Annotated in this window: 14 protein-coding genes; 6 read left to right on the plus strand and 8 right to left on the minus strand. The window is 74.6% G+C overall.

What is annotated here, in order from left to right; translation table 11 throughout:
- The first annotated feature begins 9 nt into the window (after positions 1-9).
- The gene (locus ACZ6ZT_RS23380; protein ID WP_469721763.1) at positions 10-219 is read left to right on the plus strand and encodes a PspC domain-containing protein; all 210 of its coding nucleotides are present in this window, start codon (positions 10-12) and stop codon (positions 217-219) included.
- Between the two features lie 64 nt (positions 220-283).
- Here ACZ6ZT_RS23380 and ACZ6ZT_RS23385 read toward each other — a convergent pair whose 3' ends face one another.
- The 3 genes from ACZ6ZT_RS23385 to ACZ6ZT_RS23395 form a co-directional block, all read right to left on the minus strand.
- Positions 284-1,063, minus strand: coding sequence for a hypothetical protein (locus ACZ6ZT_RS23385; RefSeq protein WP_469721764.1), 780 nt, complete (start codon positions 1,061-1,063; stop codon positions 284-286).
- 141 nt (positions 1,064-1,204) lie between these two features.
- Positions 1,205-1,474, minus strand: a complete 270-nt coding sequence (locus ACZ6ZT_RS23390; RefSeq protein ID WP_469721765.1) for a hypothetical protein — start codon at positions 1,472-1,474, stop codon at positions 1,205-1,207.
- Between the two features lie 138 nt (positions 1,475-1,612).
- A complete protein-coding gene (locus ACZ6ZT_RS23395; protein ID WP_469721766.1) occupies positions 1,613-2,761 on the minus strand; it encodes an adenosine deaminase in 1,149 nt (382 codons plus the stop codon).
- Between the two features lie 113 nt (positions 2,762-2,874).
- Between ACZ6ZT_RS23395 and ACZ6ZT_RS23400 the strand changes: the two genes are divergently transcribed.
- Entirely contained in the window at positions 2,875-3,594 is a 720-nt protein-coding gene (locus tag ACZ6ZT_RS23400) for an alpha/beta hydrolase (RefSeq protein ID WP_469721767.1), read from the plus strand.
- 33 nt (positions 3,595-3,627) lie between these two features.
- Here ACZ6ZT_RS23400 and ACZ6ZT_RS23405 read toward each other — a convergent pair whose 3' ends face one another.
- Both ACZ6ZT_RS23405 and ACZ6ZT_RS23410 read right to left on the minus strand, forming a co-directional pair.
- A complete protein-coding gene (locus ACZ6ZT_RS23405) occupies positions 3,628-5,103 on the minus strand; it encodes a CehA/McbA family metallohydrolase (RefSeq protein ID WP_469721768.1) in 1,476 nt (491 codons plus the stop codon).
- A complete protein-coding gene (locus ACZ6ZT_RS23410; protein WP_469721769.1) occupies positions 5,084-6,919 on the minus strand; it encodes an ATP-grasp domain-containing protein in 1,836 nt (611 codons plus the stop codon). Before ACZ6ZT_RS23410 ends, ACZ6ZT_RS23405 begins: the two co-directional genes overlap by 20 nt.
- Before the next feature lie 142 nt (positions 6,920-7,061).
- Between ACZ6ZT_RS23410 and ACZ6ZT_RS23415 the strand changes: the two genes are divergently transcribed.
- A complete protein-coding gene (locus tag ACZ6ZT_RS23415) occupies positions 7,062-8,120 on the plus strand; it encodes a helix-turn-helix transcriptional regulator (protein WP_469721770.1) in 1,059 nt (352 codons plus the stop codon).
- 127 nt (positions 8,121-8,247) lie between these two features.
- Here ACZ6ZT_RS23415 and ACZ6ZT_RS23420 read toward each other — a convergent pair whose 3' ends face one another.
- The gene (locus ACZ6ZT_RS23420; RefSeq protein ID WP_469721771.1) at positions 8,248-9,222 is read right to left on the minus strand and encodes a LysR family transcriptional regulator; all 975 of its coding nucleotides are present in this window, start codon (positions 9,220-9,222) and stop codon (positions 8,248-8,250) included.
- A gap of 92 nt (positions 9,223-9,314) precedes the next feature.
- On the opposite strand from ACZ6ZT_RS23420, the gene ACZ6ZT_RS23425 reads away from it, so the two are divergent.
- The 3 genes from ACZ6ZT_RS23425 to ACZ6ZT_RS23435 all read left to right on the plus strand — a co-directional run bounded on the left by ACZ6ZT_RS23425 (position 9,315) and on the right by ACZ6ZT_RS23435 (position 12,573).
- A complete protein-coding gene (locus ACZ6ZT_RS23425; RefSeq protein ID WP_469721773.1) occupies positions 9,315-10,604 on the plus strand; it encodes an MFS transporter in 1,290 nt (429 codons plus the stop codon).
- 158 nt (positions 10,605-10,762) lie between these two features.
- Positions 10,763-11,479, plus strand: coding sequence for a L,D-transpeptidase family protein (locus ACZ6ZT_RS23430; protein WP_469721774.1), 717 nt, complete (start codon positions 10,763-10,765; stop codon positions 11,477-11,479).
- A gap of 83 nt (positions 11,480-11,562) precedes the next feature.
- On the plus strand, positions 11,563-12,573 hold the full coding sequence (locus ACZ6ZT_RS23435; protein WP_469721775.1) for a sigma-70 family RNA polymerase sigma factor: 1,011 nt from the start codon (positions 11,563-11,565) through the stop codon (positions 12,571-12,573).
- Here the strand turns inward: ACZ6ZT_RS23435 and ACZ6ZT_RS23440 are convergent.
- Together ACZ6ZT_RS23440 and ACZ6ZT_RS23445 are read right to left on the minus strand one after the other, a co-directional pair.
- Complete coding sequence (locus ACZ6ZT_RS23440) at positions 12,460-12,798, minus strand: STAS domain-containing protein (RefSeq protein WP_469721777.1); 339 nt, start codon at positions 12,796-12,798, stop codon at positions 12,460-12,462. The genes ACZ6ZT_RS23435 and ACZ6ZT_RS23440 overlap by 114 nt on opposite strands.
- Positions 12,799-12,910: 112 nt before the next feature.
- Positions 12,911-14,188: a thymidine phosphorylase gene (locus ACZ6ZT_RS23445; RefSeq protein WP_469721779.1), complete on the minus strand. Its 1,278-nt coding sequence runs from the start codon at positions 14,186-14,188 to the stop codon at positions 12,911-12,913.
- Positions 14,189-14,207: the final 19 nt, after the last annotated feature.

Genomic DNA, 14,207 nt, shown 5'->3' on the forward strand with positions numbered 1-14,207 from the left:
GAGAACACCATGAGCGCGCTGACCCGACCCCGTGACGGACGGATGATCGGCGGCGTCTGCGCCGGGCTCGCACGCCGGTTCGGAATGAAGGCCAGGACGATGCGCGTCATCTTCGTGCTGTCGTGCCTGCTGCCCGGCCCGCAATTCCTCGTCTATCTGGCGCTGTGGCTGCTGCTGCCCAACGAGAAGGCGACGGGCGGCGCGCCGGCGGCCTGGTGATCCGCGCCCGGTCGGGAGATTCCTCAGAAAGCCGGAGGATCGGGCGGCGGACCGGACAGCCGGCTCAGCCCGCCTTCTTGACCTTCTCCAGCTGCTTGTCCGCCACTTCCTGCGGAACCAGCGCCTTCTTGTCGGCGGCGGTCACGTCGAGGGCCATCAGCCGCACCACCCGGTCCCCCTGGCGGACGACGACCAGGTGGACCTGCGCCGAGACGCCCGACGCGGCAGCGGTCGTGGTCCAGCTGACGCTCTCGTCGCCCGTGGTCCTGTACGGGACCGCCTTCACGTCCCGGTAGCCGCCGGTCTGCTTCTGGATGGTGGCGGTGAACCCGGCCCCGCAGGCGGCCACCGCCTCGCGCAGCCGGGACAGGACCCGCTTGGCGTCGCTCTCGGCGTAGGAGCTGACGGAGGCGGAGACGGCGAGGCCGACCTGCTTCTGGGAGCCGATGCCGCGGTTGACGGTCTCGTGCGCCGCCGGGTCGGGCTTGTCGCCCATGATGTCGGCGAGCGGCTGGCAGGCCTTCTTGTCGGCCTGCGGCTGGCCGTCGGGGGCGTTCGGGTTCTTGCCCTGGGCGGAGACCTGGTAGCCGGGCAGGTCGCCGGGCGCGAGGGCGGCCGCCTCCAGGGTGGGGTCCTTGGCCTTGGGCGCGGCAGAGCCGGCCGGGGTGGCGGGGGCGCCCGGGGCGGGGGCGGCGGCGGACCCCTTGGGGTCCGGGGGCTTCGCGGCCGCCGGGGCGCTCTCGGAACCGCTCGGTCCACCGCCGCATCCGACGGCCCCGAAGAGCAGGGCGGGAAGCAGTGCGAGCGTCGTCGCGGGAGCCGTGAACCGTGCCTTGTTGCGCATGACCGAACCTCATACCCCGTGCGTCGGCTGGCAGTTGGGGGTGATCGTGGCACACCGCGCGACGTGGCGCACACCACTCGAAAAGGTGTGCGCCACGTGCGCGGACGTGCGACTTACGACGTGCGACTTACGAGGCGTGTGTCAGCCGCCCAGGCCGTTCAGGGCGCCGGTGGCCGGGGCCAGTCCACCGAGCAGGCCGGTGACCGGGGCGGTCGGGTCGGAGGACTGCTGACCGTCGTGACCCTGCTCGGTCTGGTTCGTGAGCGAGCTGGTGGCCCCCGTGACGGTGGTGAGGGCATCCGTCAGGTTGGCGGCCGGGAGACCGGCGGCGGAGGCGGTGCCGGCCGCGCCCGCGGCGAGGGCGGCTCCGACGACGGCGAGACCGAGGGACTTGGCAGCTGACAGCTTCATGAAGGATTTTCCTTGCGAAGAGGAATTGGGCGGCTCCGCAACCTAGTCACTTCAAACCCCCGGCCGCAAACATCCGCCAATATGAGAAAGCGCCCGGGAGTTCGACTCCCGGGCGCTTTCCGTGCGGTGTTCCAATTCTCAGGCGGAGACAGAACCGCTGGTCGAAGCGGTCTGCTGGAACAGCCACTCGGACTTCAGCTCCGCGTAACCCGGCTTGATCACCTCATTGATCATCGCCAGTCGTTCATCGAAAGGAATGAACGCGGACTTCATCGCATTGACGGTGAACCACTGCATGTCGTCGAGCGTGTAGCCGAAGGTGTCGACCAGGTGCTCGAACTCGCGGCTCATGCTGGTGCCGCTCATCAGCCGGTTGTCGGTGTTGACCGTGAGCCGGAAGTGCAGCTTGCGCAGCAGGCCGATGGGGTGCTCGGCGTACGAGGCGGCCGCGGCGGTCTGCAGGTTCGAGGTCGGGCACATCTCCAGGGGGATGCGCTTGTCCCGGACGTACGAGGCCAGCCGGCCCAGCTTCACCGAGCCGTCGGCGGCGACCTCGATGTCGTCGATGATCTTCACGCCGTGACCGAGCCGGTCGGCGCCGCACCACTGGAGGGCCTGCCAGATCGACGGCAGGCCGAAGGCCTCGCCCGCGTGGATCGTGAAGTGGTTGTTCTCGCGCTTGAGGTACTCGAAGGCGTCGAGGTGGCGGGTGGGGGGGAACCCGGCCTCGGCGCCGGCGATGTCGAAGCCGACCACACCGTTGTCGCGGTAGCGGTTCGCCAGCTCGGCGATCTCCAGCGCGCGGGCCGCGTGGCGCATGGCGGTCAGCAGCGCGCCGACGCGGATGCGGTGGCCGTTGGCCTTGGCGCGGCGCTCGCCCTCGCGGAAGCCGTCGTTCACGGCCTCGACGACCTCTTCGAGGGTGAGACCGGCTTCCAGGTGCTGCTCGGGGGCGTAGCGGATCTCGGCGTACACGACGCCGTCCTCGGCCAGGTCCTCGGCGCACTCGGCGGCGACCCGGAAGAGGGCCTCCTTCGTCTGCATGACCGCGCAGGTGTGCGCGAAGGTCTCCAGGTAGCGCGGGAGGGAGCCGGAGTCGGCGGCTTCCCGGAACCAGATGCCGAGCTTGTCGGCGTCGGTCTCGGGGAGGTTCTCGTAGCCGGCCTCGCGCGCCAGCTCGATGATGGTCCCGGGGCGCAGGCCACCGTCGAGGTGGTCGTGCAGGAGCACCTTCGGGGAGCGGCGGATCTGATCCGGGGTGGGCAGGTTGGGGGTCTCGCTCGTCATCTGCGCACTCTAGCTCCTACGCGCGTAGAGCGCGGGGCGGCGGCCGGGGTCGATATGTAACAGAGACCGTACGGAGGGGTGGCGTACACGTTCCGGTCTGAGAATGTTCCGCCATGGCACAGCATGCGCCGCCGGCGCGCGGGGCCCGCCTGGGGCGGGCGGCCGGCGCGAACGGCTCGGTCTCGACGGTCAGTGGTGTGGTGCTCCTGCTTCCCGGGGCGTCCAGATTCTCCCCCGGTCCGGTACGTCCGCTCGCGCGGGCGCTGGCCCGGGCGGGCGGGGCGGACGGGCTGGTGGCGCACGGTGTGGCGTACGGCGCCGGCTCCCCGGAGGAGGCCGCGCGGTGGGCGGCGGACGAGGTGGTGCGGCGCTACGGGGACGTGCCGGTGTGCCTGGCCGGGCACGGCTCCGGGGGCGGGGCGGCGCTGCGGGCGGCGGGACACGAAGCCGTCAACTCGGTGGTGGCGCTGGCGCCCTGCTTACCGGAGGGCGAGGGCGACGCCTCCCCGGAACCGGTGAAACAGCTCGCGGGCCGGCGCGTGCTGATCGTGCACGGTACGAACGACGCGCGCAGCGACCCGGAGACCTCGTTCCTGCTGGCGGCGCGGGCCAAGAAGGCGAACCGTTCCACCTGCCGGTTCGAGGTGCACTCCGACGGCCACGGGCTGCGCGAGCACCAGGCCGAAGTGGTCGCGCTCGGGGTGGACTTCATCCTCGGCTCGATGCTGTCCGGCCGGTACTCGCGGCCCGTCACCGACGCGCTGGCGGCGCCGCCGCCGCTGGGGCTGCGGATGCCGCTGGCGTCGGGGTTCGGGCGGTCCCTGCGGGGGTGAGGCCGGTGGGGCCGGTGGGGCGCCCGGGTTCGGTCAGGGGGCGCCGAGGAAGACCGGGTTGGTCAGGGCCGCCGGGGCGCCCGGCAGGGGCGGGGCCGTCGCCGGGTGGCGGACCTCGGCGCGGACGTAGGCGGAGCGCGCCGGGGTGGTGTGCCACTCCAGCGGGGCGGGGCCGGCCGGGGCGGTGAGGGCCACGCCCTGGTCGGTGATCAGGCGCAGCTCGCGGCCCTCGGCGGCGGGGCCGGTCGCGGTCAGGCGTACGAGGACGTCCGCGTCGGGGCCGGTGGTGCTCAGGCGTTCGCCGATGCCGGCGTGGGCGCCGCGGGCGGTCACCGCGTCGAAGGTGACGGTGATCCGGTCGGACTCGGCGGCGTAGCACCGGCCGGCGCGCAGGCCGGCCAGGATCGCCTCGCGGGTCAGGTCCTCGGCGTGCACGACGGTGTGCGGGGAGCCGACGCGGTCGGGGTCGCGGTGGTAGTCGCTGTTCGCCACGGCCGGGAGCCAGCGGTCGGCGGAGGCGCCGCGCAGGGTGGCGTCCCAGGAGGCGAGGGCGACTTCGTCGTCCGGGGTCCAGGGGCCGTTCCAGACCTCGACCGCGTCGGCCTCGCCGAAGCCGAACTTCCAGGCGCAGCCGACGCAGGTGGCGTGCGGGTGGGCGGGGACGACGAGGCCGCCGGCGCCGCGGATGGCGCGGGCGAAGCGGCCGAAGCGGTCGTCGCGGGCGCGGTAGCGCCAGTCGACGAAGGTGCCGGGGTCGGTGCCGACGGCGAGGACGTGGCCGGTGCGGGTGGTGATCTCCTCGCCGGTGAGGACGAGGAGCTCCGGGGGGACGACGTCGGCCCAGGCGGTGTGCGCGGAGTGGGTGTTGTGCTCGGAGGAGTTGAGGAAGTCCAGCCCGGCGGCGCGGGCGAGGGCGGCTATCTCGGCCGGGGTGCGGCGGCCGTCGGAGTGCACGGAGTGGATGTGGCAGTCACCCCGGTACCAGGCGCGGCCGCGGCTTCGGGCGCGCTGGGGCGGGTAGCGGCGGGGGGCCTCGGGGGCGGGCGGGCCGTAGGCGAAGGCGGCGGTGATCTCGTACGCGAGTCCCTGCGGGGCGATGGTGTAGGGGCCGAGCAGCAGGTGCCAGCGGCCGGGGATGAGGGGGCCGGGGAGGTAGCCGGGGGTGGCCTCGTCGGTACGGAGGAAGAACTCGGCGCGGGCGCCGCCGGACCAGCCGCGGAAGCCGCGGCCGCCGAGGGCGGTGCCGCGGGGGTCGAAGATGCCGATGTCGAGGGCGTTGCCGGGGGTGCCGGGGGGCACGGGGGGCTTGTCGTAGCTGTAGGAGACGCGTAACTCGCGCAGGCCCGGCGGGATGTCGAGGGGAACCTCGACGAAGTCGGGGGCGCCGGGCGGGATGCGGCCGTGGAGGGTGGCTCCGGCGGGGGGTGCCTGGGGGGCGGCGTGGGGGGTGGCGGCCCCGGCGGCGGTGGCGGTCGTGGTGGCGAGCAGATCACGTCTGGTCATGGCCATGACCTAAGCGTGGGCGGGGGAGGTGAATCGCACGTGGACTCGGTGTGAGGGGTGTCGCGGGAGCCCGGAGCAGGGCGGCCGCCCGGTCGAGGCTGCGGGTGAGGGCGTGCCGGGTGGGGCCGGTGGCCAGCACGTACGCGTGGTGGCGGGAGCCGGAGGGGGCGTGACGGACGGTGGCGTCCGGCGGGACGGTCAGCCGGACGCGGACCACGCCGGGGAGGGCGCGGGCGGCGTCGAGGGCGCCGGTGAGGGTGTCGAGGCGGCGGCCGGGCGGGAAGTCGACGTAGCGCACGCCCGCGTGGGGGGCTACGGGCGGTCTGCGGACGGGCTCGGGCAGCCCGAGGGCGGCGGCGAACGTCATGCCGAGCACGTCGACGCCGTGGGCGAGCCGGAGCAACTCGACGCACTCCTCGGGCCCGGGCCGGGCGTGCGCCGCGACCAGGCGGGGACCGTACGGGGTGAGCACCACCTCGGTACACGCCACCCCGTCCCGATACCCGACCAGCTCCAACACCCCCCGCACCAGCCCCCGCACGGCCTCGGCGGTCCCGGGGTCCAACAGCACGGGCACCCGGAACCCGGGCGGGGCGGTGGTTGGTTGCGGGCCACCGGCCGGGCGCGGGCCGACGGCGGCTGTCGGGGCGTCGGCCGGCCCTGCCCCGGCGGTGCCCGGCGGATCGCCCGCCCGCCGCGCACCGGCGGTGGGCGATGGCCCGTCGGCCCGCGAGGGCCCGGCGGAGCCCGGGTGCTGGTCTCCCGGCGGCGGGGCGTCGGAGCCCCGCGCAGCACCGGCTCGCCACCACCCGGTGGGTGGGTCACCCGCCCGTTGCGCACCGGCGACGCACGGCGGACCGGCGGCCAAGGAGGACCCGGCGGGGCCCGGGTGCTGGTCGCTCGGCGGTGAGATACCAGGCCCTTCCGAGGCCCCGGCCCGCCGACGCCCGCCCGACGTCGGCGCGGCGTCGCAGTCCTCCGGAGCAGCGGCTCGTCGCCACCCGGCGACGCCCGTCGGGCCGTCGGCGGTCTGCGGAGCATCCGTGCCCCGCCGGCCGGCCGGTGCGGGCGGGGCGGCCGGCCGGGGCGGGGGCGTGCGGGGAGGCGTGGCGGTGAGGGGAGTGGCGGGGCGTGGGGCGGTGGGGGGTGGGAGGGGGGTGGTCCAGCCCAGGGTGCGGTGGCGGCCTTGGGTGGTGAGGGTGGTGACCGTGAGGGTGGGGCCCTCCAGGTACTCCTCCACCAGGAGGTCGGTGACCTCGGGGTACGCGGGGACGGCGGCCTCCGCTTCGGCCGCGTCGCGGAGCAGGCGGACGCCCTCGCCGTCGGCGCCCGCGCGGGGCTTCACGACGCAGGGGTAGCCGATCAGGGCCGCCAGGAAGGGGAGCAGGGCGGACCGGCCGCAGCGGACGAAGGAGACCGGCCGGGCGGCGTGCAGGGTGTTCGAGCGGGCCCGCAGCGCGGCCTTGTCCATGAGGGCGCTCACGGCGTCGGCCGGGGTGCCGGGCAGGCCCAGGGCCTCGTTGGCGCGGGCCGCCGCGAGGGCCGCGGCGGGGCCGAACCCGAAGACGCGGGCCCGCCCGCAGCGGACCTCCGCCAGCCGGCCGAGGGCCCCGACCAGACGGCGGTGGTCGCGCCAGTCCGTCCGTACCCGCCGCTCCGCCCCCTCACGGTCGGATGGCACCGATGGACCCGGCGCGACCACCACGGCGCGCGCGCCCGCCCGGCGGGCGGCGGCGACCTCGGCGGGGCGCGGGCTGAGCAGGACCGCCACCGGCCGCCGCCAAGGGCTGGGGCCGGGGCTGGTCGTCGTCCCGTCCGGCATACCGCGCTCGCTCCCCCCGTCACGCCGTGCGTCCACTGTGCCGGTTCGGCATATGCCGGAAGCCCCCGTTCAGGCGTCGAGTTGTCGCCTTGCGGGAACACGAGGGGTTTAGGAATGGGTACAGACAGGGACCAATAGGCATATGCCAGCAGAGGGAGCCGACGGCGAGCTGAGCCCCGCCGCGCGCCGGCTGTACGCGTACGCGGTCGAGCGGCAGGCCTTCACCGCCGCCGAGGCCACCACCGCGCTGGGCGCCCGCGCGGGGGCCGCGATCACCGAGCTGGCCGCCGCCCACCTGCTCCAGCGCGCCCCCGGCCCCGGCCCGGAGCGGTGGAGCGCGGTGGCGCCCCGCGCGGCGGCGGCCCGGGCGCTGGCCCCGCTCGCCCTGCTCGTACGGGAGACCCACGACGAGATGGACCGGCTGCGCGGACGGCTGGAGGCGCTGGTGCCCGCGTACGAGGCCGGGGCCGCGCACCGGGACCTGAGCGGGGCCGGCCGGCTGGAGCTGGTCACGGACCTCGGGGCGGTGCGCGGGCTGATCGCGGAGCTGGTGGCGGGGTGCGAGCGGGAGTTGCTGACCTCGCAGCCGGGCGGCGGCCGGCCGCAGGAGGCGCTGGAGGAGGCGGTCGGCCGGGACGAGTCGCTGCTGGCGCGCGGGGTCCGGATGCGGACGATCTACCAGCACACGGCGCGCTACTCACGGCCCACGGCGGCCTACGTGGAACGGGTGACGGCGCTGGGGGCGCAGGTGCGGACGCTGGGCGACGGGCTGATGCGGATGCTGATCTTCGATCAGCGGACGGGGCTGATGGCGGTGCCGGACCGGACCGGGGCGGCGCTGGTGGTGCGGGAGCCGAGCGTCGTGCACTTCATGACGGCGGCGTTCGAGCGGTCGTGGGTGGGGGCGGAGCCGTTCCCGACGACGGTGGGTCCGGAGGCGGCGCGGTCGATCTCGGAGGAGCTGCGGCAGACGATCGTGCGGTTGCTGGCGGAGGGGCTGGAGGACAAGGTGATCGCGCGGAGGCTGGGGATGTCGGAGCGGACGTGTCAGCGGCACATCGCGGAGGTGATGCGGGCGGTGGGGGCCAAGTCCCGCTTCCAGGCGGGGTACTTGCTGGCGACCGCCGCCGGGTCGGCCGCGCCGCCGCCGGAGCGGGAGCCGCAGCGGGAGCGGGAGCCGCAGCCCCGGCTGGAGGCGTAGCCGGGCTGTCGCCCGGACCTGGGGCTCCGCCCCAGACCCCGCGCCTCAAACGCCGGCGGGGCTGGATTTTGGCTGAGCAGCCCGGTCGCCTGCCGCGGCACTGCCCTGGGCGTCCCCGCGAGGCTTCTCACACCCCGGCGGGGCCGGAGCTTCCCGGGCCGGGTTCCGTTTCCAGGTTCGGCATCAGGCGGCCCCTGCGGGAGAGGAGGAAGCGTTTGAACTCGGCGACCGGTGGGGTGTCGGGGTGGCCGTCGAGCCAGGCCACGCCGATCTGGCGGACGGCGCGCGGGGCCGTCACCGTCAGCTCCACCACCCCCGGCCGGGGCACCGCGGGCGGCGGGAGGAGGGCCACGCCGAGGCCCGCCGCGACCAGGCCGCGCAGGGTCTCGGCCTCCTCGCCCTCGAAGGCGACCTTCGGCGTGAAACCCGCCTCCGCGCACAGGTCGTCGGTGATGCGCCGCAGCCCGTAGCCCGCCTCCAGGGTGACGAAGGTTTCCTCGGCGGCCTCCGCCAGCCGGATCCGCTTGCGTACGGCGAGCCGGTGGTCGTCCGGGACGACCAGCCGCAGCCGCTGTTCGTCGAGGCGGCGGGTCACCAGGTCGGGGGCGTCGGGCAGCGGCGAGGTCAGGCACAGGTCGAGCTCGCCGGCCCGCAGCTTCTCCAGCATGGCCTCGCCGTAGTTCTGGACGAGGGAGAACCGTACGCGCGGATGGTCGGCCCGGAACGCGCGGATCAGCCCGGGTACGGTCTCGGGCCCCAGGGTGTGCAGGAAGCCGAACGCCACCTTGCCGAAGGAGGCGTCGGCGTCCTGCTGGACGGATCCGGCGGCGCGGGCGATGCCGTCCAGGGCCTGTTCGGCGGAGGCCAGGAAGGTGCGGCCGGCCGTGGTGAGGGCGACGGTGCGGCCCTTGCGGGCGAACAGCGTGACGCCCAGGTCCTCTTCGAGGCGGACCATCGCCCGCGACAGCGTGGACTGCGGCACGCCCAGCTCGTGGGCGGCGCGGGTGACGTGCTCGTGCCGGGCGACGGCGGCGAACCAGGCGAGGCGCGGGGCCAGCAGCCGTGTCACGGCCATGTCTTCTTCGTAACGGTTCGTTGACATGCACGCCCCTGAGCTGTGGTGATGCGCGAGTGGATCGATTATCGCGATTTCGTGCATTGGACGCATGAAAAACAGCGGCCTACCTTCGACGTATGCCTCCCGCTCATACCGGGGCGCCCGTCACCCCGGGCGCCTCCACCGCGTCGTTCCCGCAGCCCGAAGCCCACTCCCCCGGCCGCCCCGGCTACCGCCGGATGAGCCTCGCGCTCTTCGCCGCCGGACTGGCGACCTTCGCCCTCCTCTACTCCACCCAGGCCCTGCTGCCCGCGGTCTCCGCCGGTTTCGGCGTGACGGCGGGTCAGGCCAGCTGGACGGTGTCCGCGGCCACCGGCGCCCTCGCGCTGTGCGTGCTCCCGCTGAGCGCGCTGTCGGAGCGGTTCGGCCGGACCCGGATGATGACCTGGTCGATGGTGACCGCCGTCGGCCTCGGGCTGCTGGTGCCGTTCGCGCCGAGCCTGGAGTGGCTGGTGGTGCTGCGTGCGGTGCAGGGCGCGGCGATCGCCGGCATCCCCGCCTCCGCGATGGCGTACCTGGCGGAGGAGGTCAGGCCCAAGGCCCTGGTCGGGGCGATCGGCCTGTTCGTGGCGGGCAACTCCATCGGCGGCATGAGCGGGCGCATCGTGACCGGCTGGGCCGCGCAGCTGTGGGGCTGGCGGGCCGGGCTGCTGACGGTCGGGCTGATGGCCCTGGCCTGCGCGGTGGCCTTCCTGGTGCTGCTGCCCCGGGCGCGGTTCTTCCGGCCGGCGTCGCTGAACCCGCGCGCGGTGGGACGTACGGTCGCCGGGCACCTGCGCGATCCGCTGCTGCTGCGGCTGTACGGGATCGGCGCCCTGTTCATGACCGTCTTCGGGGCCGTGTACACGGTGATCGGCTACCGGCTGGTGGACGAGCCGTTCTCGCTGGGCCAGGGCGTCGTCGGATCGGTCTTCCTGGTCTACCTGGTGGGTACGGTCTCCTCCGCGGCCGCCGGCCGGCTGGTGGCCCGTACGGGACGGCGCGGGGCGCTGTACCTGGCGGTGACCACGACCGCGCTGGGCCTGCTGTTGTCGCTCTCGGACTCCTTGACGGCGATCCTGGCGGGCCTGGTGCTGATCACGGCGGGCTTCTTCGCCGGGCACGCGGTGGCGTCGGCGGCGGTGAGCCGGACGGCGACGTCGGGCCGGGCGCAGGCCTCCGCGCTGTACCAGTCCGCGTACTACCTCGGCTCCAGCGCGGGCGGCACCCTGGGCGCGCTGGCGTACCACGCCTCGGGGTGGGCGGCCACGGTCGGCATCGCGCTGCTGGCGGTGGTGGGCGTCGCCTCGATCACCCTCTACGGCTCCCACGCGGCCCGGGTGGAACGCGCCCGGCAGCTCCCGCACCGGGCCGCGACGGCCCGCTGACCGGCGCCCGTCACCCCGTACGCGGCCCTCTCGCCTCCACCGCCCCCGCCGTACCCCCTGCCGGATCCGGCCCGCCGCCCCTACGCTCCGCGTAGCGACTCGTCGCGTACGCGGGGCACGGGGCCCCGGACGCCCGGGCGAGCGCGGGGGAGGACCGGATGGCGGCGATACGCGTGCGCGCGCTGCGGCGCGGCGCGACGGTGATCGGCGGGGCGCTGGCCCTGGCGGCGGGGACGCTGGTGGCGGGGGGCGGACCGGCGCAGGCCGCGACAGCGGCGGCGTGCAACGTGACGACGGGGCCGTACCAGCGGGAGGCCGAGCAGTTCCTCGGGCGGCCCGTGGACGGGGTGCAGTCGGCCGCCGACTGCGAGGCGATACGCACCTTCCAGGCCACCCACGGCATCACCCCCACCGCCGGGTACGCGGGCCCGCTGACCTGGCAGACCATGAACACGATGCTCGCGCAGCGGGCGGCGGGCAAGAACCCGAACGCGGCCGGCACCTGCCCCACGAACCTGGGCCGGATCGCCTGCGTCGACCTGACCCGCCAGCTCAGCTGGATCCAGGACGGCGCGAGCCTGAAGTACGGGCCGGTGCCGGTGCGCACCGGCAAGGCCGCGACACCGACCCGGACGGGCCTGAAGAAGATCTACTACCGCAGCATCGACCACTGGTCGACGCTCTACGACGTCGCGATGCCGTACGCGCAGTTCTTCGACGGCGGCATCGCCTTCCACTCGGTCACCAAGAGCATGTGGAACCCGCCGGGTTCGGGCGGCTGCGTCAACATGACGACGGCCGACGCGAAGGCGTACTGGAACATGCTGGGCAACGGCGAGGACGTCTTCGTGTACGGGCGCAAGCCCGGCACCTGAGGCGTCGCGCGCCTGCGGCTGCCGTTGTCGGACCCCTCGGGTAGTTTCCGAAGGAGACGGAACTACCTGGGGGCGACACCACCATGAGCGACCTGGCGACGACATCACCGGACCTGGACTCCGCGATGGAGCTCCACCGCGTGGAGCTGACCGGCTACTGCTACCGGATGCTCGGCTCGGCCTTCGACGCCGAGGACGCGGTGCAGGACACGTACGTCCGTGCCTGGCGGTCGTACGAGAAGTTCGAGGGCCGCTCCTCGCTGCGCTCCTGGCTGTACCGGATCGCCACCAACGTCTGCCTGGACCTGCTGAACTCGGCGAAGAAGCGGGCCCGCCCGATGGACCTGACCGCCCCGCAGCACCAGGCCTCCGCCGTGCTGAACGAGCGGCCGGAGGTGACCTGGCTGGAGCCGGTGCCCGACGCGCGGGTGCTGCCGCGGACCGCGGACCCGGCGGAGGCGGCCCTGGCCAGGGAGTCCGTACGGCTGGCCTTCGTGGCGGCGCTCCAGCACCTGCCGCCCAAGCAGCGGGCGGTGCTGATCCTGCGGGAGGTGCTGGCCTGGAAGGCGGACGAGGTGGCGGCGCTGCTGGAGACCACGGTGGCCTCCGTGAACAGCGCCCTCCAGCGGGCGCGGGCCACCCTCGCCGGTGCGGGGCTGCGCGAGAGCGACGCGGCGGACCCGCTCGACGCGGAACAGGCGAAGCTGCTGGAGCGGTACCTGTCCGCCTTCGAGGCCTACGACATCACCCGGCTCACCGCCCTGCTGCACGAGGACGCGGTGCTGTCGATGCCCCCGTACGACCTGTGGCTCCAGGGGCCCGCCGAGATCGCGGCCTGGCACCTGAACCAGGGCATCGGCTGCAAGGACTCCCGGCTCGTGGCGACCACGGCGAACGGGCTGCCGGCCTTCGCGCAGTACCGGCGGCGCGTGGACGGGCGGCCGGGCTGGACGCCGTGGGCGCTCCAGGTGCTGGAGATCTCAGGCGGGAAGATCGTCGGGCTCAACGCCTTCCTGGACACCGCCCGGTGGTTCCCCCTCTTCGGGCTCCCCGAGCAGATCGAGGAGTCCCACGAGGCCCAGCAGGGCGCGTAGCGCGGGGCCGGCGCCGGTCACGGTGAAGGCGCCCCGGCCCCGCGCGGTCAGCCGGAGCCGGGCCAGGACCTCCACGGCGCCGAGGCCGGGTTCGGTGACGGCCGCGGCGTCGCAGACCACCGCGGTGGCCCCGCGCTCGTAGAGCAGGGCCAGCCGCGCGCACAGCCGTGGCGCGTCGCGGCCGGTGGGGGCGGGGCCGGGCAGGGCGATCCGGGTGATCTTCACGAGGGGGTGACTCCCCCGCCGCCAGGAACTCATCGGCGCGGGGTCGGGGCCCCGGTACGCGCACGGGACCGGCGGGGCTCCGCCGGTCCCGTGCGCGCGGGGGGGACGCGGATCAGGCGATGCGGTCCAGGACGATCGGGGTGGCGGCGAAGGCCGTGCCCGCCGGGGCGATGTCGAAGACGCCGTCCAGGGAGGCGAGGGCGTACTCGAACTTCTCCGGGGTGTCCGTGTGCAGGGTCATCAGCGGCTGGCCCGCCACGACGGTGTCGCCCGGCTTGGCGTGCAGCTCGATGCCGGCGCCGGCCTGCACCGGGTCCTCCTTGCGGGCGCGGCCGGCGCCCAGGCGCCAGGCGCCGACGCCCACGCCGTACGCGTCCAGCCGGGTCAGCACGCCGGACTCGGGAGCGGTGACCACGTGCCGCTCCCGCGCGACGGGCAGGGCGGCGTCCGGGTCGCCGCCCTGGGCGGAGATCATCCGGCGCCACACGTCCATGGCGGAGCCGTCGGCCAGCGCCTTGGCCGGGTCGGCGTCCTTGATGCCGGCCGCGTCCAGCATCTCCCGGGCCAGGGCCAGGGTCAGCTCGACCACGTCGGAGGGGCCGCCGCCGGCGAGGACCTCGACGGACTCGCGGATCTCCAGGGCGTTGCCGGCGGTGAGGCCGAGCGGGGTGGACATGTCGGTGAGCAGGGCGATCGTCTTGACGCCGCTGTCGGTGCCGAGGGCCACCATGGTGGAGGCCAGCTCGCGGGCGTCCTCGATGTTCTTCATGAAGGCGCCGGAGCCGACCTTGACGTCCAGCACGAGTGAGCCCGTACCCTCGGCGATCTTCTTGGACATGATCGAGGAGGCGATCAGCGGGATGGCCTCGACGGTGCCGGTGACGTCGCGCAGCGCGTACAGCTTCTTGTCGGCCGGGGCCAGGCCGTCGCCCGCCGCGCAGATGACGGCGCCGGTGGTGTCGAGGACGTGCAGCATCTCCTCGTTGGAGAGCAGGGCGCGCCAGCCGGGGATGGACTCCAGCTTGTCCAGGGTGCCGCCGGTGTGGCCGAGGCCGCGGCCGGACAGCTGCGGCACGGCCGCGCCGCAGGCGGCGACGAGCGGGGCCAGCGGGAGGGTGATCTTGTCGCCGACGCCGCCGGTGGAGTGCTTGTCGGCGGTCGGGCGGGACAGGGAGTCGAAGTTCATCCGCTCGCCGGAGGCGATCATCGCGGCGGTCCAGCGGGCGATCTCGGCCCGGTTCATGCCGTTGAGCAGGATCGCCATGGCCAGCGCCGACATCTGCTCGTCGGCGACGACGCCGCGGGTGTAGGCGTCGATGACCCAGTCGATCTGCTCGGGGCTCAGCTCACCGCGGTCCCGCTTGGTCCGGATGACGGAGATGACGTCCATGAGGTGACTTCCTTCTACG

This window comes from Streptomyces sp. NPDC102258 (assembly GCF_055584685.1).

Coding starts and splice junctions, on each gene's coding strand:
- ACZ6ZT_RS23400 (WP_469721767.1), top strand. CDS start 2,875: ATGGCACAGCATGCGCCGCCGGCGCGCGGGGCCCGCCTGGGGCGGGCG.
- ACZ6ZT_RS23430 (WP_469721774.1), top strand. CDS start 10,763: ATGGCGGCGATACGCGTGCGCGCGCTGCGGCGCGGCGCGACGGTGATC.
- ACZ6ZT_RS23425 (WP_469721773.1), top strand. CDS start 9,315: ATGCCTCCCGCTCATACCGGGGCGCCCGTCACCCCGGGCGCCTCCACC.
- ACZ6ZT_RS23395 (WP_469721766.1), bottom strand. CDS start 2,761: ATGACGAGCGAGACCCCCAACCTGCCCACCCCGGATCAGATCCGCCGC.
- ACZ6ZT_RS23415 (WP_469721770.1), top strand. CDS start 7,062: ATGCCAGCAGAGGGAGCCGACGGCGAGCTGAGCCCCGCCGCGCGCCGG.
- ACZ6ZT_RS23445 (WP_469721779.1), bottom strand. CDS start 14,188: ATGGACGTCATCTCCGTCATCCGGACCAAGCGGGACCGCGGTGAGCTG.
- ACZ6ZT_RS23420 (WP_469721771.1), bottom strand. CDS start 9,222: ATGTCAACGAACCGTTACGAAGAAGACATGGCCGTGACACGGCTGCTG.
- ACZ6ZT_RS23380 (WP_469721763.1), top strand. CDS start 10: ATGAGCGCGCTGACCCGACCCCGTGACGGACGGATGATCGGCGGCGTC.
- ACZ6ZT_RS23410 (WP_469721769.1), bottom strand. CDS start 6,919: ATGCCGGACGGGACGACGACCAGCCCCGGCCCCAGCCCTTGGCGGCGG.
- ACZ6ZT_RS23435 (WP_469721775.1), top strand. CDS start 11,563: ATGAGCGACCTGGCGACGACATCACCGGACCTGGACTCCGCGATGGAG.
- ACZ6ZT_RS23390 (WP_469721765.1), bottom strand. CDS start 1,474: ATGAAGCTGTCAGCTGCCAAGTCCCTCGGTCTCGCCGTCGTCGGAGCC.
- ACZ6ZT_RS23405 (WP_469721768.1), bottom strand. CDS start 5,103: ATGGCCATGACCAGACGTGATCTGCTCGCCACCACGACCGCCACCGCC.
- ACZ6ZT_RS23385 (WP_469721764.1), bottom strand. CDS start 1,063: ATGCGCAACAAGGCACGGTTCACGGCTCCCGCGACGACGCTCGCACTG.